This is a genomic window from Sodalis sp. RH22, from assembly GCF_047324165.1.
Classification (GTDB): domain Bacteria; phylum Pseudomonadota; class Gammaproteobacteria; order Enterobacterales; family Enterobacteriaceae; genus Acerihabitans.
The window spans coordinates 890,963-914,497 of sequence record NZ_CP178731.1; the positions used below are offsets into that span (position 1 = coordinate 890,963).

Annotated in this window: 18 protein-coding genes; 9 read left to right on the top strand and 9 right to left on the bottom strand. The window is 58.6% G+C overall.

What is annotated here, in order from left to right:
- Positions 1-123 precede the first annotated feature (123 nt).
- Both ACL2XN_RS04090 and ACL2XN_RS04095 read right to left on the bottom strand, forming a co-directional pair.
- Positions 124-774 carry a glutathione S-transferase family protein gene (locus ACL2XN_RS04090; protein ID WP_413730347.1) on the bottom strand — a complete coding sequence of 217 codons (651 nt, stop codon included), beginning with the start codon at positions 772-774 and terminating at the stop codon, positions 124-126.
- 91 nt (positions 775-865) lie between these two features.
- Positions 866-2,047 (bottom strand): epoxide hydrolase family protein, encoded by a 1,182-nt coding sequence (locus ACL2XN_RS04095; RefSeq protein ID WP_413722974.1) that lies wholly within the window; start codon positions 2,045-2,047, stop codon positions 866-868.
- Positions 2,048-2,246: 199 nt separating this feature from the next.
- Between ACL2XN_RS04095 and ACL2XN_RS04100 the strand changes: the two genes are divergently transcribed.
- The 3 genes from ACL2XN_RS04100 to ACL2XN_RS04110 all read left to right on the top strand — a co-directional run bounded on the left by ACL2XN_RS04100 (position 2,247) and on the right by ACL2XN_RS04110 (position 6,768).
- The gene (locus tag ACL2XN_RS04100) at positions 2,247-3,158 is read left to right on the top strand and encodes a LysR family transcriptional regulator (protein ID WP_413730348.1); all 912 of its coding nucleotides are present in this window, start codon (positions 2,247-2,249) and stop codon (positions 3,156-3,158) included.
- A 121-nt stretch (positions 3,159-3,279) separates the two neighbouring features.
- Complete coding sequence (locus ACL2XN_RS04105) at positions 3,280-4,821, top strand: MFS transporter (RefSeq protein WP_413730350.1); 1,542 nt, start codon at positions 3,280-3,282, stop codon at positions 4,819-4,821.
- 402 nt (positions 4,822-5,223) lie between these two features.
- A complete protein-coding gene (locus tag ACL2XN_RS04110; RefSeq protein WP_413731061.1) occupies positions 5,224-6,768 on the top strand; it encodes a methyl-accepting chemotaxis protein in 1,545 nt (514 codons plus the stop codon).
- Between the two features lie 51 nt (positions 6,769-6,819).
- Here ACL2XN_RS04110 and ACL2XN_RS04115 read toward each other — a convergent pair whose 3' ends face one another.
- Together ACL2XN_RS04115 and ACL2XN_RS04120 are read right to left on the bottom strand one after the other, a co-directional pair.
- Positions 6,820-8,976 (bottom strand): glycogen debranching N-terminal domain-containing protein, encoded by a 2,157-nt coding sequence (locus ACL2XN_RS04115; protein WP_413730351.1) that lies wholly within the window; start codon positions 8,974-8,976, stop codon positions 6,820-6,822.
- Positions 8,977-8,981: 5 nt separating this feature from the next.
- The gene (locus ACL2XN_RS04120) at positions 8,982-10,055 is read right to left on the bottom strand and encodes a glycosyltransferase family 4 protein (protein WP_413730352.1); all 1,074 of its coding nucleotides are present in this window, start codon (positions 10,053-10,055) and stop codon (positions 8,982-8,984) included.
- 512 nt (positions 10,056-10,567) lie between these two features.
- On the opposite strand from ACL2XN_RS04120, the gene ACL2XN_RS04125 reads away from it, so the two are divergent.
- The 6 genes from ACL2XN_RS04125 to ACL2XN_RS04150 are packed head-to-tail and all read left to right on the top strand — an operon-like array spanning position 10,568 to position 17,025.
- Positions 10,568-11,722, top strand: coding sequence for a mandelate racemase family protein (locus ACL2XN_RS04125; RefSeq protein WP_413730353.1), 1,155 nt, complete (start codon positions 10,568-10,570; stop codon positions 11,720-11,722).
- 51 nt (positions 11,723-11,773) lie between these two features.
- On the top strand, positions 11,774-13,432 hold the full coding sequence (locus ACL2XN_RS04130; RefSeq protein ID WP_410014813.1) for an ABC transporter substrate-binding protein: 1,659 nt from the start codon (positions 11,774-11,776) through the stop codon (positions 13,430-13,432).
- 2 nt (positions 13,433-13,434) lie between these two features.
- Positions 13,435-14,490 carry an ABC transporter permease gene (locus ACL2XN_RS04135; protein WP_413731062.1) on the top strand — a complete coding sequence of 352 codons (1,056 nt, stop codon included), beginning with the start codon at positions 13,435-13,437 and terminating at the stop codon, positions 14,488-14,490.
- On the top strand, positions 14,487-15,392 hold the full coding sequence (locus tag ACL2XN_RS04140; protein ID WP_413730354.1) for an ABC transporter permease: 906 nt from the start codon (positions 14,487-14,489) through the stop codon (positions 15,390-15,392). The genes ACL2XN_RS04135 and ACL2XN_RS04140 overlap by 4 nt, the downstream gene beginning before the upstream one ends.
- Positions 15,364-16,230: an ABC transporter ATP-binding protein gene (locus ACL2XN_RS04145; protein WP_410014815.1), complete on the top strand. Its 867-nt coding sequence runs from the start codon at positions 15,364-15,366 to the stop codon at positions 16,228-16,230. Before ACL2XN_RS04140 ends, ACL2XN_RS04145 begins: the two co-directional genes overlap by 29 nt.
- 24 nt (positions 16,231-16,254) lie before the next feature.
- Positions 16,255-17,025 carry an ABC transporter ATP-binding protein gene (locus ACL2XN_RS04150; protein ID WP_413731063.1) on the top strand — a complete coding sequence of 257 codons (771 nt, stop codon included), beginning with the start codon at positions 16,255-16,257 and terminating at the stop codon, positions 17,023-17,025.
- A 145-nt stretch (positions 17,026-17,170) separates the two neighbouring features.
- Here ACL2XN_RS04150 and ACL2XN_RS04155 read toward each other — a convergent pair whose 3' ends face one another.
- The 5 genes from ACL2XN_RS04155 to ACL2XN_RS04175 form a co-directional block, all read right to left on the bottom strand.
- Positions 17,171-17,917, bottom strand: coding sequence for an IclR family transcriptional regulator (locus tag ACL2XN_RS04155; protein WP_413730355.1), 747 nt, complete (start codon positions 17,915-17,917; stop codon positions 17,171-17,173).
- A gap of 120 nt (positions 17,918-18,037) precedes the next feature.
- On the bottom strand, positions 18,038-19,366 hold the full coding sequence (locus tag ACL2XN_RS04160; RefSeq protein WP_413730356.1) for an MFS transporter: 1,329 nt from the start codon (positions 19,364-19,366) through the stop codon (positions 18,038-18,040).
- Positions 19,367-19,455: 89 nt separating this feature from the next.
- A complete protein-coding gene (locus ACL2XN_RS04165) occupies positions 19,456-20,148 on the bottom strand; it encodes an RraA family protein (RefSeq protein WP_413730357.1) in 693 nt (230 codons plus the stop codon).
- An 86-nt stretch (positions 20,149-20,234) separates the two neighbouring features.
- Entirely contained in the window at positions 20,235-21,956 is a 1,722-nt protein-coding gene (locus ACL2XN_RS04170; protein WP_413730358.1) for an IlvD/Edd family dehydratase, read from the bottom strand.
- A gap of 484 nt (positions 21,957-22,440) precedes the next feature.
- Positions 22,441-23,439: an AraC family transcriptional regulator gene (locus ACL2XN_RS04175; protein ID WP_413722961.1), complete on the bottom strand. Its 999-nt coding sequence runs from the start codon at positions 23,437-23,439 to the stop codon at positions 22,441-22,443.
- Between the last annotated feature and the right edge of the window lie 96 nt (positions 23,440-23,535).

The following is a 23,535-nucleotide window of genomic DNA, read 5'->3' on the forward strand; positions in this document are numbered from 1 at the left end:
CGCCGCCCTGGTTATCTTTCCTCGTAATTCGCCGGCGCGCCGTGCCGTGCTCGTGGCCCGCCGGCCGGCGCGAATATAAGGGTTACGCCGTGCCTGGACCACGGCGAAGTGAGCCCGCTTGCCTTATTCCGCCGGTGCGGTCAGCGCGGCGCGGTGCGCGTTGACAAGGCGTTTCTCGTCGCTGAGCGCCTTTTGCACCGATGGCCGTGCGTCCATCCGATCTTTCCAGCTCGCCACGTTTTTAAGGTGGCTGATGTCGACCCCCGAGCGATCGCCCCAGAATGTGGCCCAGAGATAGGCATCCGCCACCGTCATTGTCTCGCCGGTCAGAAAAGCGCGGCCGTCGGCAAGACGGTCATCAAGGATGCTGTAGGCCGCGGCGATTTTGCCGCTGGTCCAGGCAATGCCTTGTTCCGTCATCAGTTTGCGCATCAGAGGGATATGTTTCTGGGCGATTTCGGTGGCGATAAACACCAGGAGCTGGTCGTACCTGACGCGCTCAAGCGTGCCGCGCAATGGGATCAGTCCGGTCGCGGGATACTGGTCGGCGAGGTAGGAAATAATCACGATTGTCTCGGAAATCGGATGATGTTCTTTTTCATCGATAACCAGCAGAGGAACGTATTGCATGGGGTTGAGCTGCGTAAAGTCATCGCCGTTCGAGGTGGATTTGCCGAACACGTCGAAGTGAATAAGCTCAGGCTCGAGGCCGAGTTCGTTGGCGATAATCTGGACGGCTTCAGAGCAGGTTTTATCAGCGATATACAGTTTCATTGGGTGATCCTAGGATAGTTGCGGCGTTATGGGATGTATAGGGTTGCCCGCGTGCCGGATAAACGGGCCGTGAGGCAAAACCCGGTCTTGCTCAGCGGGGCGCGTGCGCCGGGCGCAGGCTGCGAAAGGCCGCGCGTATTTCATCCGCGAAGATCCGCGGCTGTTCGAATGCCGCGAAATGGCCGCCGCGCGTCGTTTTATTCCAATAGATAAGGTTCGGATAGGTTTGCTGCGCCCAGGATTGCGGCGCGGTCCAGATCTCGCGCGGGAATACCGATACGCCGACCGGGATCCGCACCGGCAGCGAGTAGAAATCCAGGTGCGGATGTTCGGCATACATGCGCGCAGAAGAAGCGCCCGAGTTGGTTACCCAGTACCAGGTCACATCGTCGAGGATTTTATCGTAACCAAAGGCGCTTACCGGGTCGCCGTCGCAGTCCGACCAAGACTCGAATTTTTCGTAAATCCAGCTTAACTGTCCGGCGGGGGAATCCGCCAGGGCATAGCCGATAGTCTGGGGACGCGTGACCATTTCCCAATAATAGCCGGAGCCATCCCGAGCGAACGCGTCAAGCTGATCAAACACTCGCTGTTCATCAGGCGTCGGGTTCGCCGGTTTTTCTTTCGGCGCCACCAGCGGCAGGTTGGTATGGATGGCGCGCAAGCCGGGGAGTTCAAGCCGGGCCATTGCAATGGTGATATGACTGCCCCAATCGCCGCCCTGGGCCACATATTCGGCGTAGCCCAGCCTGTGCATCAGTTCATGCCAGGCTTTGGCGATACGGTCCCGGTTCCAGCCGGTCTCGGCCGGCTTGTCTGAAAAGCCATAGCCGGGGAGGGAGGGAATAACGAGATGGAAGGCATCTTCCGCCCGGCCGCCGTGCGCGGTGGGATCGACCAGCAAGTCGATGGTATCCAGGAATTCCAGCACCGAACCCGGCCAGCCGTGGGTTATGATCAGCGGTATCGCATGCGGATGACGGGATCGGACGTGCAGGAAATGAATGCCGAGCCCATCGATTTTCGTTTTGAACTGGGGATACCGGTTCAGGCGTTGCTCCACGCGGCGCCAGTCATACCGCGTGCGCCAGTATTCGATGAGTTCCCTGACCCGCGCCAGCTGCGGCCCCTGGGAAGCATCGGGTACGGTTTCCCGCTCGGGAAACCGGGTCGCGTCCAGGCGGCGCTTTAAGTCGTCCAGCACTGGCTGGGGGATGTTGATAACGAAAGGCGAAAGGGTAGTGTTCAGCTCGCTTTCAGTGATGTTTTGCATAACAGGGCTCCGTTAAGGCGATCGCCGGCAGACGCGCGGCGTTTCGATGACGGAAAACATAACCGGCCGCGCCGGGGAAATAAACGCCGGTAAAAGCGACGCTCTGTAGCTCCTGGAGCGACAATGCCGTTGGGATAACCATTTACTAAACGACGGCGATACCCTAATTTAGGACGTTATTGTTTGCGGAAGATCAATCATGACCCAATCATCTCCCTCACTGCAGGATATCGCCGCCTTTGTGGCCGTGGCCCAGCATGCAAGCTTTACCCGGGCGGCCGAACAGCTGGGAACCAGCAAGGCAAACGTGGGTAAAGCGGTGCAGCGCCTGGAGGCGCGCCTCGGGACCAAGCTTTTTCAGCGTACCACCCGATCGGTAACCTTGACCGAAGATGGCAATACCTATCTTGACGCGGCCCGTGCGGCATTAGGCGGTTTACACGAAGCGGAAACGGCATTGGCCGCCCGCCGCGACCATCCCGCCGGCCGGGTCAGACTGGACATTCCCGTGGGGTTCGGCGGATTTATTCTTCCCTCGCTTCCCGCGCTTCGTGCGCGTTATCCCCTGGTGACCCTGGATATTTCACTCACCGATAAGGCCACTGATGCCGTGGGCGAAGGATGGGATATCGTGGTGCGGGTGGGAGAACTGCCGGCGGACGGTGAAATGACCGTAAGAAAACTTTGTGGCCTGCGCCTGTGCCTGTATGCCGCGCCGGCCTATCTCGACGGCCGGCCCTCAATCCGTTCCGTCAGCGAGCTGATGCGCCACGAAGCGGTTATTTTCCGTTCTGCCTCCGGCAAGCTCAGACAATGGCATATCTTTGACGAGGGCCGCGTGCGGGAATTTTCCCCCAATATCAGCACCATTGTGTCCGACGGCCGGTCGCTGGTGGATGCCGCCAGGGGCGGGCTTGGCATTGCGCAGGTTTTTGACCGCGTCGGCGACCCCTATGTCGCCTGCGGCGAACTGCGGCGGGTGCTGCCGGCGGCATCCGTTGCGGGACCCCCGGTGCATGCGCTTCTCCCCCTTGGCCGGCGAATGCCGCTGAAAACGCGCGTGGTACTCGATCACCTGGCCGATCTTATGCGTTCAGCGACCGCGGAATAAGCGCGTGATTGTCTCCTCACCGGAGACACAGCTGCGCCGCTGCCGGTATTTATCCCCGCATCAACAACGCCTATCGTCGCGGTGAAGGACAATATCGTCCCTTTCATACGAGGTGTTTATCATGTCATCAAGCCCGGCGTCTTCGTACGCCCGCAGCGGCCCGCTGGTGCTGTTTGCCGTTTGCCTGGCGGCATTGGCCCTGCCGCTCAGCTTTACCGGCGCGGCGCTGGCCACGCATACCATCGGGATTGAGTTCTCGGCAAGCGCCGCCCAACTTAACTGGATCACCAATAGTTTTATGCTCACCTTCGGCAGCTTTATGCTCCCCGCAGGCGCACTGGCGGATGTTTACGGCAGGAAGCGCGTTTTTATGGGCGGGGCCGCGCTGTTCGCCATGGGCTCCCTTGCGCTCGATTTTGCACCTGATATCACTACGCTGAACCTGCTGCGCGCGCTACAGGGGGCGGGAGCCGCCGCGGCCCTGGCCGGCGGCTCGGCCGCGCTGGCGCAGGAGTTTACCGGCCATGCGCAGACCCGGGCGTTCAGTATGATCGGTACCACGTTTGGCATCGGTCTTGCCCTGGGGCCGATCGTTTCCGGCAGCCTGATAGAACATTTCGGCTGGCGCTCAATCTTCCTGACGGGCACGATCCTGGACGTGATTGCCCTGGTTATCGCCCAAGGCGTGATGAAAGAAACGCGCAATCCGGGCAGTTCCCGCTTCGACAGCGCCGGCGCCGTGGCTTTTATCGCCGCGCTCGGTTTCCTGACGCTCGGGCTGAACGAAGCGCCCGATCGCGGCTGGTCCGCGGCGATCGTGCTCGGCGCGTTTGCCCTGTCCATCGCTGCGTTTGTCCTCTTCGCAACGATAGAGACCCGCATTAAACAACCGCTGCTCGAACTCTCCCTGTTCCGCTACGGAAGATTCGTCGGCGTTCAGATCCTGCCCATCGCAACCTGCTATGCGTATGTCGTCCTGCTTATCGTGCTCCCCATGCGTTTCATCGGCGTGGAGGGTTACAGCGAAATACAAACCGGTCTGCTGATGCTTGCGCTTTCCGCGCCCATGCTTATCGTTCCCGCCGGCGCCGCCATCCTTGCCCGGACGATACCCGCAAGCTGGCTGGCAAGCGCAGGCCTGTTCGTCGCCGCCGGCGGGTTGTTCTGGCTGAGCCGGGTCGGATCCGGCGGCTCAATGCTGGCGTTGACCGGCCCGCTGCTGGTGATCGGCCTCGGGACCGGCATTCCCTGGGGCCTGATGGACGGCTTGTCGGTGACCGTCGTGCCGCGGGACCAGGCCGGTATGGCCAGTGGCATCTTCAACACCACCAAGGTGGCCAGTGAAGGTATCGCCTTGGCCATGGTGAATGCGCTGCTATCGGCTTTTGTGTTCTTGGCGGTGACACGGGCGGGCGCCGGCGATGGCGCACATCAGCCTCTCGTCGAGGCGTCGCGCCAGCTCGCTACCGGCAACCTCGATCAGGCAACGCGCATGCTCGCCCCTCTGGGACGCGATGCCCTGACCATGGCCTATGACACCGCATTCACCATGCTGCTCTATGTATTGATGACCGTCACCCTGGCCGCCGCGGTCTCGGTATTTATCCTGCTTTCACCCCGGGACGCGGGAACGCCGTGCCCGGATCGGACGCTGACGGAATAACGGCCCGCCGCGGGTTGCAGGGTCTTAGCCCCCGGTTTCCGCTCCCGCGGGGGCTTCCCGCAGTTAATCATCATGCCATCGCAGCCCCCCGGTATTCCCGCTGTGGCGCTGCTTCCTATCAATCAAACAAGCCTGCGTTCTTCCCACGCTTTGCCCATTAATAGTGTGATCACGCGCGTGTTTACATCTTAATAAATCAACGCGTTAATTACCTGGTCGAAAATATATCATTAATTATTAGACAATTAATTCGCTTATAGCAAAAAACTAACATATTGAGCCTCTATATCACTTTTAACGATTAATTTGTTTTTTTTTATTTCCGATAAACATATGAAGGCGCAGTCCGACTTCCGGGGCACGATGCGATGCCAGCCATATAAAACCACAGGGAATCATGCCATGAAATTATCACTTGCCCATAAACTATGGCTCCCGCTCGTTGTCGCGCTGGTGTGCCTGGCCGGAACGTTATTTTTTGGCTCGGTGACGATTAAACAAGACCAACTGACACTGCGGAAAAATGCGATACAGGATGTCTCGCAACTGGCCCAGAGCGTAGTGAAAATGCAGGCTGATCTTGCTGACAAAGGATTGATTTCACAAGCGGAAGCGCAACAGCGCGCACTCCAGACCATCAAGAATCTGCGTTATGGTAAAACGGGGTATTTCACGATTTTGAATACCCAGGCGCAGGTCATCATGCACCCCATCAATGCAATGCTGATTGGCAAAGGGTCTGACATCGCTGATGCCAACGGGGCCTATATTTTCAGAGACATGGTGGCCGTCACCAGGGACAATAATGCCGGTTATACCGCCTATGTTTTCCCCCGTCCGGGCGAGACGAAACCTCAGCCGAAAATCGCCTACAGCATTCCGTGGTCGCCCTGGGGCTGGATCATCACGACCGGCCTGTATGTTGATGATATTAACGAGGCATTTCTGGTTTCTCTTTATCAGAATATCGTTGAATTCGTTACCATCAGCATTTTGCTCTCGCTGCTCGTCTATGTGATCAACCGGGGTATATTGCGAACCCTGGGCGGCGAGCCGCGCTATGCCGTTGAAGTCGCCGCCCGGATTGCTTCAGGCGATCTTTCCCACGCGGTGGATAAAAAAACCAGTGACAGCTCAAGCCTGATATATGAAATGGGTGTTATGCGCAAACAACTCACCACGGTCATTGAAGAGATCCGCGATGGCGCTGATATCATCAACGCCAGCACCCATGATATCGTCGCCGGAAATCAGGAGATAGTCGCTCATTCCGAGCAGCAGGCTATATCGCTGGAAAGAACCTCCTCCAGCATGGAAGAGATTACCGCCGCCGTAAAACAAAATGCGGAGAATTCGGGGCAAGCGCGCGAACTGGCGCGCGGCGCGGTGGATATTGCTTCTCGCGGCGGCGTGATGATGCAGAGCGTGAATGACACCATGACCGGTATTTCTGAAAGCGCCATCAAAATAGCCAGTATTATTGAAGTGGTAAACGGTATCGCTTTTCAGACCAATATCCTTGCCCTGAATGCGGCGGTGGAAGCGGCCAGGGCCGGTGAGCAAGGCAGGGGTTTCGCCGTGGTCGCCGGCGAGGTGCGCAGCCTGGCGTTACGCTGCTCTCAGGCGGCGCAGGAGATAAAAGGGCTGGTGGAAGAGTCCATGGCTCGCGTCAACAGCGGCTCCTCACAGATCAAAAAGGCCGGGAGCAATATCGACGACATGATAGAGGCCGTGCAGCGGGTTTCGGATATTATGTCGCAAATTTCCTACGCCACGGATGAACAAAGCAAAGCCATTAGCCATGTTAACGAAGCCGTAGTGCAAATCGATGCGGTGACGCACCAGAACTCCGTGCTTGTGCAGCAGGCGGTGGTGGCGGCAAGTGGCCTGGAAGAGCAAACCCGTAGGCTGACCGAAACCGTGGCCTTTTTTAATACTGGCAGGTAATTTCCGTAACAGACGACAATGCCCGGTCTCGATGCGAGCCGGGCATCATGGTTATTGATTGAATTGTAGCGTGACTCCGTCGATGCCGTCTTGCTGTTGCAGGAAAGCGACGGTGCGGCCCGCTACCCGGCGGAATTCCAGCGATACCCTGCCTTCCCCAAGGGGCAAGTCATCCACCGTCAGGCGGTCCACGCCGTCCGGCAATGCGGGACGGTTGACGCGGATCCGGCGGCGGTCGGCGTCGATTTCCAGTCCCAACGTGGCTTGCAGCAGCATGAATACCGCACCTGAAGCCCATGACTGCGGCTGGCACGCCACCGGATAGACGATGGGCTGCTCGCTTGCCGCGCGGGAAAAGCCGCAAAACAGCTCGGGCAGACGCAGGGAAAACGCCAGGGCCGCTTCGAACAGATTGCTTAATAGCGCCGCCGTGCCCTGGCGTTCGCCGTAGCGCGCCAGGCCGGCCGCGCACAAACCGACATCATGGGGCCATACCGAGCCGTTGTGATATGACATCGGATTGAAGCGGGCCGCTTCGCCGGACAGCGTGCGAATGCCCCAGCCGGTGTTGAAGGCGGGCGACAGCAGCCGGCGGATCACCTGGGATGCGCGTTGCTGGTCCGGCAGGCCGACGTACAGCAGATGGCCGGCATTGGACGCCTCCACCTGGCAGGGCCGGCCGGCGCCGTCCAACGCCAAAGCATAAAAACGGCGCTCCTGCAGCCAGAACCGCTGCTCCACGGTCTGGCGCAACCGTTCCGCCCGTTCGCGCCAGCGCCCGGCGGGTTCCGCCTCGCCCCGTCTGGCCGCCATGCTCGCCATGTCCAGCAGCGCGCGCCAGGCATAGCCCTGCACCTCCACCAGCGCGATAGGGCCTTCGGCCAGCCGTCCGTCGGCATGGGACACCGAATCATGGCTGTCTTTCCAGCCCTGGTTCGCCAGCCCGCTGCGCTCCCCGCGCTGGTAGTCGAGCAGCCCGAGCGGGCTGGCATCCAGCCTGGATTCTATCCAGGCGATGGCGGCGGTCAGCTGCGGCCAGATCCGGCTGATAAACGCCTCGTCCCCGGTGCGCTTATACCAGGCGCCGGCCAGCATGATAAACAGCGGCGTGGTATCCACTCCGCCATAATAAAACCCGAACGGCAGCTCATTGGTGGCGGTCATCTCGCCCTTGCGGGTCTCGTGCATGATCTTGCCCGGTTGGGCATCCCGGAAGGTGGACGCTTCCGCCGCCTGATGGCCGGCCAGATAGGCCAGCACGCCTTTGGCCAGGGCCGGATCGATCCAAAGCGTTTGCAGGGCGGTGATGATGGCATCGCGTCCGAACGGCGTGGAAAACCAGGGAATACCGGCATAAGGATACGGGCCGGTGGGCAAATCGCTGGTCAGCAATGCCAAATCGGCGCGCGCTTTGTCGAGCCAGGCCTGGAACAGCGGCTGGGAGCACGTCAGTTGCGCCCCCCGGCGCCGGCGCTGGCGCATCTTGCGTCTCGCCTCCACCGCGCCGCGCCGGAAACGGCCGGCGGTCGGGATATTGGCTTGCCGGCCGGCTTCCATCAGCAATTGCCAGTGGCCATGGGGCGGCAAGGGTGCCTGAAAGCGCGCCAGGCCGTCGCCCAAAGCCTCCGGCTGCGGTGAAAACGTCAGCGCGGTTTGCCGGCGAACCGCGTCCAGTCCCTGATAGGCCAGGGCGACGCCCTGTTCAATGGGCTGTTGCGCCAGCGTGCTGCCGCGCAACGGCCGCCGGGCTCCGCGAATCTCAAAGATGTCGCGAAAATCGGTAGCGAAACGCAGGCCGACCGGCAACCTCAGCGCGTATTCGCTGTAATTGCGGATGGCGATGCGCAGATACAAGCGGTTTTGCCACAAAAAGCAGGTGCGTTCGATATGCAGCGCGTTGGCGGGCAAGGTTTGGCCGTCTACCGTCAGCGGCGGGTTGGTCAGATGCGCGGTAAAGAATACGTTGTCGCGGCTGACGGTCGAGGAGAGAAACGCCGGCTGCACATTGTCGCCAATAGTCAGCCCTAGTCCGGACAAGAGGCGGGTATCATCGGTAAAGAGTCCGTCGCTCCGGCCGGTGATATCGCCGAAATCATCGGTCACCAGAAAGCTGTCGCCTTCCTTAAGGACATACAGCGAGGGACGTTTCGCTTCCGTGTGCGGGGATTGCTCCTGCACGTCGCATGATAAGCGGGGCTGATTTTCCATGGCGCTTACCCCGCCTTTTCCACATGCAGCAGGGCATCGCTGTTGGCGGCCGGTTGCCGCAAACGGCGGTACAGTTGTACATAGCGATCGGCCATGACGTCGGCCGAAAAGCGTTGCTCGAACTCTGTCCGTACCCGGCAGCGGTCCAGCGTGTCCACGGCGCGGCAGGCGGCCACCGCCTGCGTTTCGTCTTCTACGATAAAGCCGGTGACACCCGGTTCGATCACTTCCGGCACCGAACCGCAGCGCCAGGCCACGACCGGCGTGCCGCAGGCCATCGCTTCAATCATGACCAGCCCGAACGGCTCCGGCCAGTCGATGGGGAACAGCAACGCCCGCGCCTGGCCGAGGAAATCCGCTTTCTGCCGGTCGTTGATTTCACCGATAAACTCCACGCCGCCGCCCTGCAGCAGCGGTTCAATCACCTGGCGGAAATAGTTTTTATCGGCATCATCCACCTTGGCGGCAATCTTGAGCGGAATCCCGGCCTGACGGGCGATGGCGATAGCCCGATCCGGGCGTTTTTCCGGCGAGATGCGGCCGAGGAAAGCCAGGTAGTCCCCCCGGGGAGCGGCGGTGAACCTATAGCGTTCGGGATCCAGCCCATGCCATACCGTGCCGGCCCAGTTGGCGAACGGCAGCGGCTGGCGCTGCGAATCGGAAATGGATACCAGGGGATATTGCCGCCAGCGATGGAAAGCCGTGGGCAGATCGGTCATATCCAACCGGCCGTGCAACGTGGTCAGGGTCTTGGCGGCCATGGGCTCGAAAAACGGGAAATGCAGCAGATCGGTATGGAAATGCAGCACATCGAACTCGCCGGCGCGCTCGCGCAGCTCATCGAACATCACATAATGGGCGGCCAGATCCGATTTCAGCGGAGCGGGATCAAGACGCAGCGCCCGATCGCGGCCGGCATGCAATGGCGCCAGGGTTTGGCTGTCGCCGGAAGCAAACAGCGTGACATCGTGTCCTTTTTTGATCAATGCGTCGGTAAGATTGGCGACGATCCGTTCGGTGCCGCCATAGAGTTTGGGGGGAACCGCTTCGTACAGCGGCGCAATTTGAGCAATTTTCATTAGCTTATCTCCATACCAACAATAAGTGATGAAAGGCGCGTCAAACGCAGCGATAGCAAAAAAGAAAATAGGGTGCGTGCGCAAAATTTTCAAGTCCGCGACAGGATTTTGCCGGCCGCGGATAAAACCCTAACGCGGCCAGAGGGTTGGGATAGGATAGTGGGCGAACTGCGCGCATCCTAGCCCGGTAGCGAAAGCCCTTGGCAACATCAGGCCGGCCAATAATTCCCCCACTTTCTCTACGCCTATTTTCTGCGCCGCGCTCATTTCCCCTCTCTTTCGTGAAGCTGTTCACATATCCCTATGCGGATGCCCAAACTTACGGTGAAATTTTCGGCGTCTGGCAGAGGAAATATGAAAACAAACTGACTAACTTCGATAATGAAATGCCATTTTATTATTTGTGATTGTAAGTTTCATAAAATTGTGAGTGCGCTCACATTACTCGATGTGGCCGTAACTCCGGCGCGCCCAGGCGGGCGTTAACTCTCCCAGAAATGGTAGGTATCGCTGTGAAAATAACGTCAGTTGAGGTCTCTGTTTTTACGTATCCGACACGTCGCGTTTCTGATAGCGCGGGCCATTCGCATCCGGGTGAAGAAAGTCAGGCAAAAATGGCGTTGTTGACGCTGACCACTGACGAGGGTGACTGCGGATATTCATTCGCGCCGCCGGAAGTGGTGCGGCCACACGTGGTCAACGCTTTCTTTAGAAAAGTATTGGTGGGGCAGAATCCGTTTGACCGCGAACGGCTGTGGCAGGATCTGGCGCACTGGCAGCGCGGCAGCGCAAACCAGCTGACCGAGCGCGCGCTGTCGTTTGTTGAGCAGGCGCTCTGGGATTTAATCGGCCGTAAACTGAACATGCCGGTGCACAAACTGCTGGGCGGATTCCGGGAAAAAGTGCCGGCATACGGCAGCACCATGTGCGGTGATGAGCTGAAGGGCGGCCTTTCCACGCCGGATGAGTTCGCCCGGTTTGCCGAGAAGCTGGTGGCGCGCGGTTATCAGGCCATCAAGCTGCATACCTGGATGCCGCCGGTGGCGTTCGCGCCGGACCCGAAAATGGACATCAAAGCCTGCGCCGCCGTGCGCGAAGCCGTCGGGCCGGACATTGAACTGATGCTCGACGGCTATCACTGGTACAGCCGCAGCCAGGCGTTGACCATCGGCAAGGCGCTGGAAAAACTCAACTTTGCCTGGTTCGAAGAGCCGATGGAAGAAGAAAGCATGGCCTCCTATGCCTGGCTGGCGGAAAACCTCGCTATCGATGTGATCGGCCCGGAAAGCCTGGGCGGCAAACACCACAGCCGCGCCGACTGGGTGAAGGCGGGCGCCTGCGACATCCTACGCGCCGGAGCCAACGGCGTCGGCGGGATCTCGCCGTGCATGAAAGTCGCCGGTCTGGCTGAAGCGTTCGGCATGGACTGCGAAGTGCACGGCAACGGCGCGGCCAGCCTGGCCGTGGTCGGCGCGATCCGCAATTGCCGGTGGTACGAACGCGGCCTGTTGCATCCGTTCCTCGAATACGACGAACCCGCCGCCTACCTGAACAGTATTGTCGACCCGATGGATAAGCAGGGTTTTGTCCATCTTTCCAATCGCCCCGGCCTCGGAGAGGACATTAATTTTGACTACATAGAAACGCATACCGTCAGCCGCGACTGACCTGCGGGCAGAAAAAATACTAAACCTCTGACTCTACCCGGAAGGTACATCATGAACACTGGCACACCCCCCGGGGCGTGGTTATTCGCGCTCCTGCTGATGATGAGCTGCTGGACGGCGCAGGCGAAAACGCCGCCCGACCAGCTGATCGTCGGCATGAATATGAACAACCTGCTGACGCTCGATCCGGCAGCGATGACCGGTAATGATATCGTCGGTATCGTGGTCAACCTTTATGACCCGCTCATTGAGCTCGATCCGCAACAGCTGACGCATGTGCGTCCTGCGCTGGCGACCTCGTGGCAGGTCAACGATGCCGGCAATCTTCTGACGTTCCATCTGCGCGCAGGCGTGACATTCCACTCCGGCAATCCGGTCACCGCAGACGATGTGGTGTGGTCGATGCGCCGCATTTTGCATTTGAACCTGGCGCAGGCATCGGTATGGAAATCCTATGGATTCAGCAAAGATAACGTCGATGAAATGGTACGCGCGCCGTCGCCTGATACCGTTGAAATCCAACTGCCGAAACCGAATGACCCGAAACTGGTGATCTATTCGCTGGCCGCGCTCGGCAGCGTGGTGGCGTTGGATCGCAAAACGGTGCAGGCCCACGAGGTGAACGGCGATTGGGGCAACCGCTGGCTAACCACCAATGAAGCGGGTTCCGGCCCGTTTCGCCTCGACGGGTGGCAGGCCAAAGACGTGCTGAATATGAGCCGCAACCCGCAGTACTGGCGCGGAAATCCACGGCTATCCCGCGTGGTGTTCCGCCATTTTCAGGAATCGCAAACACTGCGTTTGATGATTGAAAAGGGCGACCTGGATATCGCCAATAACATGGCGGTTGCCGATGTCAACGCGCTCAGCCACGACCCGGCGCTGGTTGTCGAGCAGGTAAAGAAAGGCACGATTTATTACGTGGCGATGAGCATGAAAGATCCGCATTTCGCCAACGCGAAAGTACGCGAAGCGGTGCGCTATCTCATCGATTATCAGGGCATCGGTAAAGCGCTGATGACCGGTTACGGCATTGTGCACCAGCGGCCGATCCAGGTGGGCATGCCGGCAACCCTGCCGGATCCGGGCTACAAACTGGATATCCCGCGCGCCAAAGCGTTGCTGGCCGATGCCGGTTATCCCGACGGCTTTGATACCACGCTGCGGGTGCTGGCCGATCAGCCGTTTCTCAATATCGCGATTGCCGTACAGTCCACGCTGATGCAGGCGGGGATACGCGCCAAAATAGTCACCGGCACCGGCAACCAGATCTACGGCGCCATGCGTGAACGCAAGTTCGCCATGCTGGTCGGGCGCGGCGGCAGCGGTGTGGAACCGCATCCGCATTCCAGCCTGCGCGCGCTGGTCTATAACCCGGATAACAGCGACGCGGCGCGTCTCACCAATTTCCAGGGCTGGCGCACGGGTTTTTACGATAAACAGCTCAATACAGACATCGACCGGGCGCTGCTGGAACGTGATCCTGAAAAACAAAAGCAGGAGTACTTTGCCATTCAGGAACGCTACGACGCCCTGATCCCGGCGCTGGTGCCGGTTTCGCAAATGATCGATTCCATCGTGGTGCGCAGGGACGTCAAAAACTATCTGCCGCATCCGTCGGCCACCACCTTTTTGCGCGATGTCTATAAAGACGAGAGCCGGCAGCCTGTGTCGCCGGGTGCGCAGCCAGCCGGAGGGAAGGGATTATGACCATGCCCATTCCGGCGCCGGTTACAAAGCAAACCGCGCGCGCGCCTTTCCCCGCGGGGCGGATCGGCAAACGCCTGCTCCAGGTCTTGGTGACGTTGTTCGGCCTGCTGCTGCTGACGTTTTTTATTGGCCGCGTAATGCCGGTGGATCCGGTGCTGGCGATTGTCGGCCCCGACGCCGACCACAGCACTTATCAACAGGTTTACCATCAGCTCGGTTTTGATAAACCGCTGTGGACACAATTCGGCATTTACCTTTCCGGCCTGGCGCACGGTGATTTGGGCAATGCGCTGCTGACCGGCAAGCCGGTGACGCGGGACATTTTGCGCGTGTTCCCGGCCACCATGGAACTGGCGACGCTGGCGATCATTCTCGGTGCCGGCGTCGGCATTCCTCTGGGCGTGCTGGCAGCGGCAAAACGCAACAGCATTGCGGATTACGTCGTGCGGATTATCAGCCTGGCCGGCTATTCCACGCCGATATTCTGGGTCGGGATGATGGGGCTGCTGGTGTTTTACGCCTGGCTCGGTTGGGTGGGCGGTGCGGGCCGGCTGGATTTCAGCCTCGACGGACAGGTCACGCGCCACAGCGGTTTTATGCTGATCGACGCGCTGATTGCCGGCAACGGGACGGTATTTCGCGACGCGCTGAATCACCTGATCCTGCCTGCGTCGTTACTCGGCTTTCACTCGCTGGCCTATATCAGCCGCATGACGCGTAGCTTTATGCTGGCGCAGCTATCGCAGGAATTCATTATCACCGCCCGGGTGAAAGGCCTGAGCGAATGGCATGTGCTGTGGAATCACGCGTTCCGCAATATTCTGGTCCAGTTGCTGACCGTGGTTGCGCTGGCTTACGGCTCGCTGCTCGAAGGCGCGGTGCTGATTGAAACGGTTTTCTCCTGGCCGGGCTTCGGTTCGTATCTCACCAGCAGCCTGATGCTTGGCGACATGAACGCGGTGATGGGCTGCGTGCTGGTGGTCGGTTTAATTTTCGTGATGCTGAATCTGCTCTCTGACCTGCTGTACCAGGTTTTTGACCCGAGGACAAAAGTATGACGATATCCCTTGATTCTGCGGCGCTCAGCGCCGGTGATGAAAAACGCCGGCGCGTGAAGCAGGCGTTGGGCCGCATCGGCAATTTTTTGTGGCGGATGGCGAGCAACCCGCTGACGGCTATCGGCGGCGCCATTGTTCTGCTGCTGATGGTTGTGGCGCTCTTCGCACCCTGGATCGCGCCCTTCCATCCGCTGGTGCAGGACCTGAATAACGCGCTCAGCCCGCCGTCGGCGGCGCATTGGTTTGGCACCGATGAGTTTGGCCGCGATATCTTCAGCCGGCTGGTTTACGGCTCGCGCATCACGCTGTATATCGTGCTGCTGGTCTCCGTCACCGTCGGGCCGCTCGGGTTGCTGCTCGGCGTCACCGCGGGTTATTTCGGCGGTAAAACGGATATGGTGCTGATGCGGGTGACGGATATTTTCATCTCCTTTCCGAGCCTGGTGCTGGCGCTGGCGTTTGTCGCCGCGCTCGGCCCGGGGCTGGAACATGTGGTGATCGCCATTACGCTCACCGCCTGGCCGCCGATTGCGCGCCTGGCCCGCGCTGAAACGCTCTCGCTGCGCCAGGCCGATTTTATCTCGGCGGTGCGTTTGCTGGGCGCATCCCCGGCGCGGGTGTTGTGGCGCCACATTGTGCCGCTGTGTCTGCCGTCGGTCATTATCCGTATCACCATGAACATGGCGGGAATTATTCTCACCGCCGCGGGCCTGGGGTTCCTCGGCCTGGGCGCGCAGCCGCCCGATCCCGAGTGGGGCGCAATGATTTCCAGTGGCCGGACGTACATGATGGAGTGTTGGTGGGTTGCGACCTTTCCCGGTCTGGCGATCATGATTAACAGCCTGGCGTTCAACTTTTTAGGAGATGGCCTGCGTGACATCCTCGATCCCCGTAGTGAATGACGCCCCGGCGTTACTCGATGTGCGCGATCTGCACGTCAGCTTTGTCAATGGACGTCAGGAAACGCAGGCGGTGCGCGGCGTTTCCTTCCAACTCGGGCGGGAAAAACTGGCGATTGTCGGTGAATCCGGTTCGGGCAAATCCACCGTCGGACGGGCGCTGTTGCAGCTTCATCCGGCAAAAGCACGCATTACCGCTGAAAAAATGCAGTTCGGTGATATCGATTTGCTTAACGCCAGCCCGCGGCAGATGCGGCGGGTGCGCGGGAAACGCATATCGATGATTATGCAGGACCCGAAATACTCGCTCAATCCGGTACTGTGCGTCGGCGATCAAATTGCCGAAGCGTGGCGTTCGCATCACACCTGTTCCTATCGGGAGGCGAAAAGCAAAGTGCTCAATATGCTCGATGTGGTGCGCATCCGCGATCCGCAACGTGTTTATCATCTGTATCCGCATGAGATTTCAGGCGGGCAGGGGCAGCGCATCATGATCGCCATGATGCTTATCACTGACCCGGAAATGGTGATTGCCGATGAGCCGACCTCCGCGCTGGACGTCTCGGTGCGTTTACAGGTGCTGGCGCTGCTCGACGATCTGGTGAAAACCCGTGGACTGGGACTGATTTTTATCAGCCATGACATCAATCTGGTGCGCAGCTTCTGCGACCGCGTGCTGGTGATGTATGCCGGACGCATTGTGGAGTCGATTGCCGCCACCGATCTGGATAATGCGCGGCATCCCTATACGCGCGGTTTGCTTAGCGCGCTGCCGGACATGGATAACCGTCGTTATCCGCTGCCGGTGATGCACCGTCAGGCCAGTTGGCTTACCGATTAAGGAGCCGAAATGCAAACGAAAACCATGATCGACGTGCGCAATCTGAATCTTGCGTTCGGTGAAGGCGCGAAAACCACCCAGGTACTGACGGAGGTGAATATCGATGTCCGTGAAGGAGAAATCTTCGGGCTGGTGGGGGAGTCGGGCTCCGGGAAAACCACGGTGCTGAAATGTCTCGCCGGGCTGTTTACCCATTGGCGCGGTGAGCTGGAAATCGACGGTCAGCCGCTCCAGCACCGCATTGGCCGCGACCGCTGCCGTCTGGTGCAAATGGTGTTTCAGGATCCCTATGGCTCGCTGCATCCCCGTCACACGATCGGCGATATTGTTGAGGAGCCGTTGCAAATCCACCGTATCGATCAGCGTGATCGGCGGATTAACATTATCCTGGACAAAGTCGGTCTGAACCGCGCGTTCCGCCGGCGGTATCCGCATCAGCTTTCCGGTGGCCAGCGGCAGCGTGTCGCTATCGCCCGCGCGCTGATCCTCAAGCCGCGCGTACTGCTGCTTGACGAACCGACTTCGGCGCTGGATGTGTCGGTGCAGGCGGAAATCCTCAATTTGTTGTTCGACCTGCAGAAAGAGGAAGGGCTGACCTATTTGATGGTGACGCATGATCTGGGCGTCATCGCCCACCTCTGCCAGCGTGTTGCCGTCATGCAATACGGCAAAATCCTCGAAACGCTGGAAACCGACGCGCTGCTGCGCGGCGATATTCAGCAGGATTACACCCGCGTGCTGGTCGATGCCAGCCGCAATTACAGCAGGGAAATGGCGGCAAAAGTGATGTTATAGGGACCGCACCTTCCCTTCAGCGTTCAGCGGGGTTTGGCTTGCTGGATAACATTGTCGGATTGAGGCATGTGGGGCAATTCTCTATCGCGCCGGAATGGGTCCTGGATGGCCCTTAAAAAGCCGCTTAAAAGTAGGACCGGGATGTCTATCGGCGATACATTTGGGTTAATGCCGAGGCCAGTTCGCGCAAGCTTTTTTTGAGTTCATCATAATCACCGGGCACATGATCAAAATAGGGGCAGGTTATCACCGCCTCGGCCCGGTCGTCATGGCCCAAAACAGGAAACGAAACCGATGTCAGGCCGATTATCCGATCGTGTTTGATCTCGGAAAATCCTTGCTCGCCGATTTGCGCTAATTGTTGATGCAGGTTGGCCCGCAGTTCCGGTCCCAGCGGGGCATGACGAATAAGGCGCAGGGCGGCCTGGTCGGAGGCCATTGCCAGGAACAACAACGCCGAGCTGGATTTGACCGCATTCAGGGTAGCCCCTGCGCGGGCGCCAATGGCGGGGGAGAATTCAGGATAAGCATGCGCCAGCACCACAAAATCATCTTCCTTCAACGAGGCTAAGTGGCAGGGCTGATTGGTTTGCCAGCAGAAATCGCGCATCAGGCGCTGGCACTGCTCGGAAAGGGCGAATTGCTGGATTGGACTGACGGCGTATTTGACTTGCACCTTATCGGTCAGATGGTAAAGCCGGGCGGCATCTTGATACAAATAGCCTTCTGCCGACAGGCACTGCACGATGCGATAAATGTGATTGAATGACAGCCCTAGTTCAGCCGCCAATTGCCCCATACTTTTCGGCGCCCCGGTTTTGGCGAAGTATTCGATAATTTTAAGTCCGCGAGTGAGGGCCGGCGCTTTGTATTCCTGGCTGGGCGTATTCATGGTGGCTTTCGGTTATCAGGCGCAAAAGGATAAATCCTACCTTAGGTAACCCCGCTGGCGCTGTCAAAAATAACTGCTGCTATCCGCGCGGGCAAGAATCGCAGCAGTAGGGCGCCGCGCCTAGCGCGGGATGATATCCGCCCGTTCGGTGGCTTTTTGCGGCGTTTCGCTGCGGCGCAAATAGCGGATAACCAGCAAGGTGACCACGCCGCCGACGGCCATGCAAACGCCGAGGTAATACATAGGGGCGCTGCTGCTGCCGGTCATATCACGGATCGCCGGAACCGTATTCTGCGCAAAAAATCCGCCCAGGTTGGCCAGGGAATTGATGGCGGCCAGCCCGGCTGCCGCGGCGCTGCCGCTCAGAAAACGCGTCAGGTTCCAAAAGCACGGCTGGATGGAAAATATCGCCATTATCACCAGGGTAATCGAGAAAAAACTCAGTACGGGCGTGTTGATAAACCAGGCGCTGGCCACCAGGAACACCGCCGCGACGAACATCGGCAGCGCAATGTTGAGCACCGGGCTGGCGGTGCGACCCGGTTTCGCGGTTAACCACCACAGCAGCAGAATCGACATCAGCCAGGGCAGCATATTAATAAAGCCATTATGCAAGTCGGATACGCCGAATCCTTTGACGATAGTGGGCATCCAGTAGCTCAAGCCGTAGGCGCCAAAGGAAATAAACCCAAGCACCAACGCCAGCAGAAGGACGCGGCGGTCGATCAACGTCTGCAATACGCCGGTTATGCGATGATCCTGATGGGCCTCGCGCTCAAGGTCGAGACGGTTGACCAGCCAGCGCTTTTCCGTTTCGTCCAGGAAGTTGGCTTTTTCAGGGGTTTCGGCTAAAAACATCACGACCGGAATAATCAACAGCACCGCCGGCACGCCGGTGCCGATAAAAATCCACTGCCAGCCGTCAAGCCCCAGTACGCCGTGCATGCTGAGCAACATCCCGTTGAGCGGGGCGCCGACCAGATTGGCAAACAGGCTGGCCATAATGAGATAGCTGACGACTTTTGGCCGATATTCAAGCGGGAACCAGCGGGTCATATAATAAAGCAAACCGGGATACAGTCCTGCCTCGGCCGCGCCGATTAAAAACCGTAAGATATAAAACATGGTGGCGCTGGTGGTAAAAGCCAGCAGAATGGTAATGATACCCCACGTGATCATGATGCGGGCAAACCAAATACGCGGACCTATTTTATGCAAAAAGATATTGCTTGGAATTTCAAAAAATAAATAACCGATAAAAAATAGCGATGCGCCCAGGCCAAAGGCGGTTTCGCTTAAGCCCAGGCTATCAACCATATGTAATTTGGCAAAACCGATATTCTGCCGGTCGATATAAGCAATAATATACATTAATAACATTAGAGGGATAATTTTGACGCTTATTTTTTTCATCAGCGCCTTTTCTTCGAGGTGGATATGACTTTCCATTTTTCAGACTCCAGGCAATAAAAGGTGAGGGCACCCAGTGAACCGCTTATTGTCTCGCAGAAGGATAGGCTTACCGCAATAAGCGGCGGCTACATAATGCCGAATTTCGCAAAGGCATCGGTGGTGCGCATACCTTGCCGTAACGCCTCCAATACGTTATTTTCGCCTTTGGCTTTCTCGAATGCGCCGTGGAACGCATCGTCCACTGCGGCGGCAGGCACCACCAGTACGCCGTCGCGGTCCCCGTAAATGACGTCGCCGGGCATCACTTTGATGCCGTCCAATTCTATCGGTACCCGCCAGTCCACCACTTTGCCGCGCGGCCCTTGATCCTGCGCATAACTGCCGAAAGACGCTACCGGAAACCGTAATTTCAGAATTTCGTTGGTATCGCGGTGAAAACCGTGAACGACCGCGCCCGCGGCGCCGCAATAAAGGGCGCGGGTCGCCATTAATCCGCCAAATTGGGCATAGCGATGGGAACCGCCGGCGCAAATGTAAACCTCGTCCTTTTGCAGGTCGTCCAGGGCCTGGAACATCAGGCCGAATGGCTGGGCGCTCAGGGGATTATGACCCTCATATTGCGTATCGAAAAAATCCGCTTCCAGTACCGGCATGGCGCGACCGAGGATCACCGCGGCGGGATCGACGGGTTTCAAGTGCGGATGTAAATACTGGTGCTGCAAACCCATGGTATCCAGGATATCGCCCACCAACGCCACGAATAATTTTTCACGCGCCAGGGCAAACAGGGCGGCATCATCAGGCCAATGGTTTTTCATCGTTCTCTCCAGTCGATTCATCATCAAGTGCAAGGGTTGGAATGGTCGCCGTCATGGCGGCCTGGGCTGAGGGTAATACGCAGGCGCTACTCGGGGTGCGGTTCCCGGTCGATATGATCGCCGGAGTGACCTACCAGGAAGTCCAGATCGGCGCCGAGATGAGCCTGCTGCACGGTCGCGATATATAAACTGGCATAGCCGCGCGTGATGGCGGGCAGCGTCGGCGTCCAGCGCTGCCGGCGCCGGGCCAGCTCATCCTCGGACACGCGCAAATGCAGGATTTTTTCCCGGGCGTTCAGCTCGATAAAATCGCCGGTCTGCACCAGGGCCAGCGTGCCGCCAATCTCCGATTCCGGGCTGACGTGCAGGACAATAGTGCCGAAAGCGGTGCCGGACATGCGTCCGTCGGAGATGCGCACCATATCCCGCACACCTTCGAGCAAAAGTTTTTTCGGCAAGCCGAAATTGCCTACCTCGGGCATTCCCGGATAGCCGCGCGGGCCGGCGCCTTTCATCACCAGGATGTCGTCTTTTTCCACCGGCAGGGTCAAATCGTTAATCACCGCGTTATAGTGTTCGATATTCTCGAATACGAACGCCCGTCCGGTATGGCACAACAGATCAGGTGAAGCGGCGGAGGGCTTGATTATTGCGCCGTCGGGGGCGAGATTGCCGCGCAACACCACGGTGCCGGCGTCTTCTTGCACCGGGGCGGCGGCATCGGCGATCACCGCATTGTTATAACTGCGGCCGCCACGGTAGTTATCCGCCAGGCACAGGCCGTTGGCTTGTATCACCTCGCCGTGCAGCCGGTGCGCCAACTGGCCGATGACCGCCGGTACCCCGCCGGCGTAATAAAAATCTTCCATCAGGTAGTCGCCCGAGGGTTTCAGGTTAGCCAGCAGCGGCACGTGTTGGCTGAGGCGATCAAAGTCATCCAGCGTCAATTCCACCCCCAGCCGTCCGGCAATGGCCAGCAGGTGCAGGATAAAATTGGTCGAGCCGCCGATCGCCGCGTTGACCACGATGGCGTTTTCAAATGCTTGCCGCGTCAGGATCTGCGATAGCCGCTGGTCTTGCTTGACCATGGCCACCATGCGCCGGCCGGCGAGGCGCGACAGGCGCCGGCGGTTGGCATCCACCGCCGGAATGGCGGCGCCCCCCGGCAGCGTCAGGCCCAGGGCCTCCACCATGCAGGCGAGGGTGGAGGCGGTGCCCATGGTGTTGCAGGCGCCGGGGCTGCGGGACATGCTGTTTTCCGCCTGATTAAACTCTTCCTGGGTGATTTTTTGCGCGCGCAAATCTTCGCTGAATTTCCACAGATCGGTGCCGGAACCCAGATCTTTGCCATGGTGTTTGCCGTTAAGCATCGGGCCGCCGCTGACCACGATGGTGGGCAGATCGACGCTGGCGGCGCCCATCAGGCAGGCGGGCGTGGTTTTATCGCAATTGACCAGCAGCACCACCCCGTCTATGGGATTGGCGCGGATCGTTTCTTCCACGTCCATGCTGGCAAGATTGCGAAATAACATGGTGGTGGGCTTCATGAGCGCTTCGCCCAGGGACATCACCGGGAATTCGAACGCGATGCCGCCGGCTTCCAGCACGCCCTGTTTTACCTGGTCGGCCAGGTCGCGCAAATGCGCATTACATGGCGTGAGCTCCGACCACGTATTACAAATGCCGATAACCGGCCGGCCGTCAAACACATCGTTTGGCAAGCCTTGGTTTTTCAACCAGCTGCGGGCGATAAAACCGGATTTATCCGTTCGTCCAAACCATTCCTGGCTTCGTCTCTTGTTCGTCATCGTTTATGCACTCTGTTTCGCGCAATGGCGCCCGTGGTTATCCGCCTATCATGACTGGTCTTTATCACGTGCCGACCTGTTATCTTGGCTTCAATGTGTTGACATAATGACGGATTCTAGGAGGCTTGCCGATCAAGTCAACCTGGGGGCGGCATCACTCTTTTTTTCGGTTTTGCGATAAAAAAGGCATTTCAGTGCGAGGGCGCATCTCGGACTTTTATATATAAAAATCCGGTGATTGTCTGAGAGGCGTTGTGCGAATAAAGAGTATTTGATTCAGAGAGTTAATCGCGTAAAGATGCATAATGATTTTTATATATAAAAGTCAAAAAATTTTCTTCTTATATTGAATTTGCGACGGAAATCACGCTTATGTGATGAGTATGATACCTGATGTCTGGTCTCCACCCGCGATCAAAGTCCGCCTTATCCTAGCGTGCGCGCGGCGCAAATAACGTCAGTCCAGTGCGGCCAAAGCGCTTGCTTATGTAAGCCGATGCCGACTGGCGCCCGGCGGCTGGCCGATGACGCGCTTGAAGGCGCGACTGAATGCAGCTTGAGAGGTGTAGCCGAGACGCTGGGCGACGGCGTCGATGGACAATCTCTCGTGAAGCAGCCATTGACTGGCAAGACGCATCCTCAGCTCCGTGGCATAGCGCAGGGGCGGCATCCCGATGGTGGCGTGAAAGCGTTGCGCGAAGACAGAACGAGAGACATGCGACTCCGCGGCCAACGCTGTAACTGTCCATGCACGGCCAGGCTGGCGGTGCAACGCCAATATGGCGCGGGCCAGGCGCGGATCACGCAATGCCGCGACAAGACCAGAGGCGTTCTCACAACCGCATTCGATCCAGCCGCGCACGATCATGGCTCCTGCCACCTCAGCGAGCCGGGCCAGAATACCGGCGAAGCCGATGCGGCCTGCGCAGATTTCACGTTTCATTGCGTCAAGAATCGCCAGCAAACCAGGGTAGCGCTGCTCTTGTGTGTCAGCCACCATGACGCTTGGCATCATTTTGCCGAGTCCCTGCATGGCGCCGAGATCGAACTCCATGCAGCCGTAAAAGAGAACCGCACTGGGCGTAGCATGCGTACTGGGGCATGTGTTCACCCCGCTCACGGCCTCGCCGAGGGGCGCCGCGTCGAACATGCCGATGTCCTGAAATGAAACTTCGGCCGCGGACAGCAGTTGATGAGCCTCGCCTTGAGGCATGAACACGGCGCTACCCGCAGACAATGCATGCAATGTACCATCATCGGTGCGCAGTACGGCATTGCCGACGGCCAGGAAATGGAAGTAAGCATGTCCCGGCCTGGCATCGAAACCCAGGCCAAAGGTGGGGCCGGTCTGGATGCGACGGTACTGAACACCCTGCAGGCGCATGCCGGTCAGCAGTTCGCTGATGAGATCTGACGATAGGGCAAATTGTTCTTGTTCAGTCATTTTCGGCGTTTCGAGCAAAACATCAAGACTTAGCATCATAGATCATCCTGTGTTGCGCCGCTAGACTTGCGGCTACAACCAATAGCCAGGGATGTTCGAGATGAGTAATGACGTTTTTGATGGCCGACCCACCGC

Bases quoted from the DNA above. Each gene is read 5' to 3' on its own strand.
- ACL2XN_RS04090 (WP_413730347.1), bottom strand. From the start codon at position 774: ATGAAACTGTATATCGCTGATAAAACCTGCTCTGAAGCCGTCCAGATT.
- ACL2XN_RS04095 (WP_413722974.1), bottom strand. From the start codon at position 2,047: ATGCAAAACATCACTGAAAGCGAGCTGAACACTACCCTTTCGCCTTTC.
- ACL2XN_RS04100 (WP_413730348.1), top strand. From the start codon at position 2,247: ATGACCCAATCATCTCCCTCACTGCAGGATATCGCCGCCTTTGTGGCC.
- ACL2XN_RS04105 (WP_413730350.1), top strand. From the start codon at position 3,280: ATGTCATCAAGCCCGGCGTCTTCGTACGCCCGCAGCGGCCCGCTGGTG.
- ACL2XN_RS04110 (WP_413731061.1), top strand. From the start codon at position 5,224: ATGAAATTATCACTTGCCCATAAACTATGGCTCCCGCTCGTTGTCGCG.
- ACL2XN_RS04115 (WP_413730351.1), bottom strand. From the start codon at position 8,976: ATGGAAAATCAGCCCCGCTTATCATGCGACGTGCAGGAGCAATCCCCG.
- ACL2XN_RS04120 (WP_413730352.1), bottom strand. From the start codon at position 10,055: ATGAAAATTGCTCAAATTGCGCCGCTGTACGAAGCGGTTCCCCCCAAA.
- ACL2XN_RS04130 (WP_410014813.1), top strand. From the start codon at position 11,774: ATGAACACTGGCACACCCCCCGGGGCGTGGTTATTCGCGCTCCTGCTG.
- ACL2XN_RS04135 (WP_413731062.1), top strand. From the start codon at position 13,435: ATGCCCATTCCGGCGCCGGTTACAAAGCAAACCGCGCGCGCGCCTTTC.
- ACL2XN_RS04140 (WP_413730354.1), top strand. From the start codon at position 14,487: ATGACGATATCCCTTGATTCTGCGGCGCTCAGCGCCGGTGATGAAAAA.
- ACL2XN_RS04150 (WP_413731063.1), top strand. From the start codon at position 16,255: ATGATCGACGTGCGCAATCTGAATCTTGCGTTCGGTGAAGGCGCGAAA.
- ACL2XN_RS04155 (WP_413730355.1), bottom strand. From the start codon at position 17,917: ATGAATACGCCCAGCCAGGAATACAAAGCGCCGGCCCTCACTCGCGGA.
- ACL2XN_RS04160 (WP_413730356.1), bottom strand. From the start codon at position 19,366: ATGGAAAGTCATATCCACCTCGAAGAAAAGGCGCTGATGAAAAAAATA.
- ACL2XN_RS04165 (WP_413730357.1), bottom strand. From the start codon at position 20,148: ATGAAAAACCATTGGCCTGATGATGCCGCCCTGTTTGCCCTGGCGCGT.
- ACL2XN_RS04170 (WP_413730358.1), bottom strand. From the start codon at position 21,956: ATGACGAACAAGAGACGAAGCCAGGAATGGTTTGGACGAACGGATAAA.
- ACL2XN_RS04175 (WP_413722961.1), bottom strand. From the start codon at position 23,439: ATGATGCTAAGTCTTGATGTTTTGCTCGAAACGCCGAAAATGACTGAA.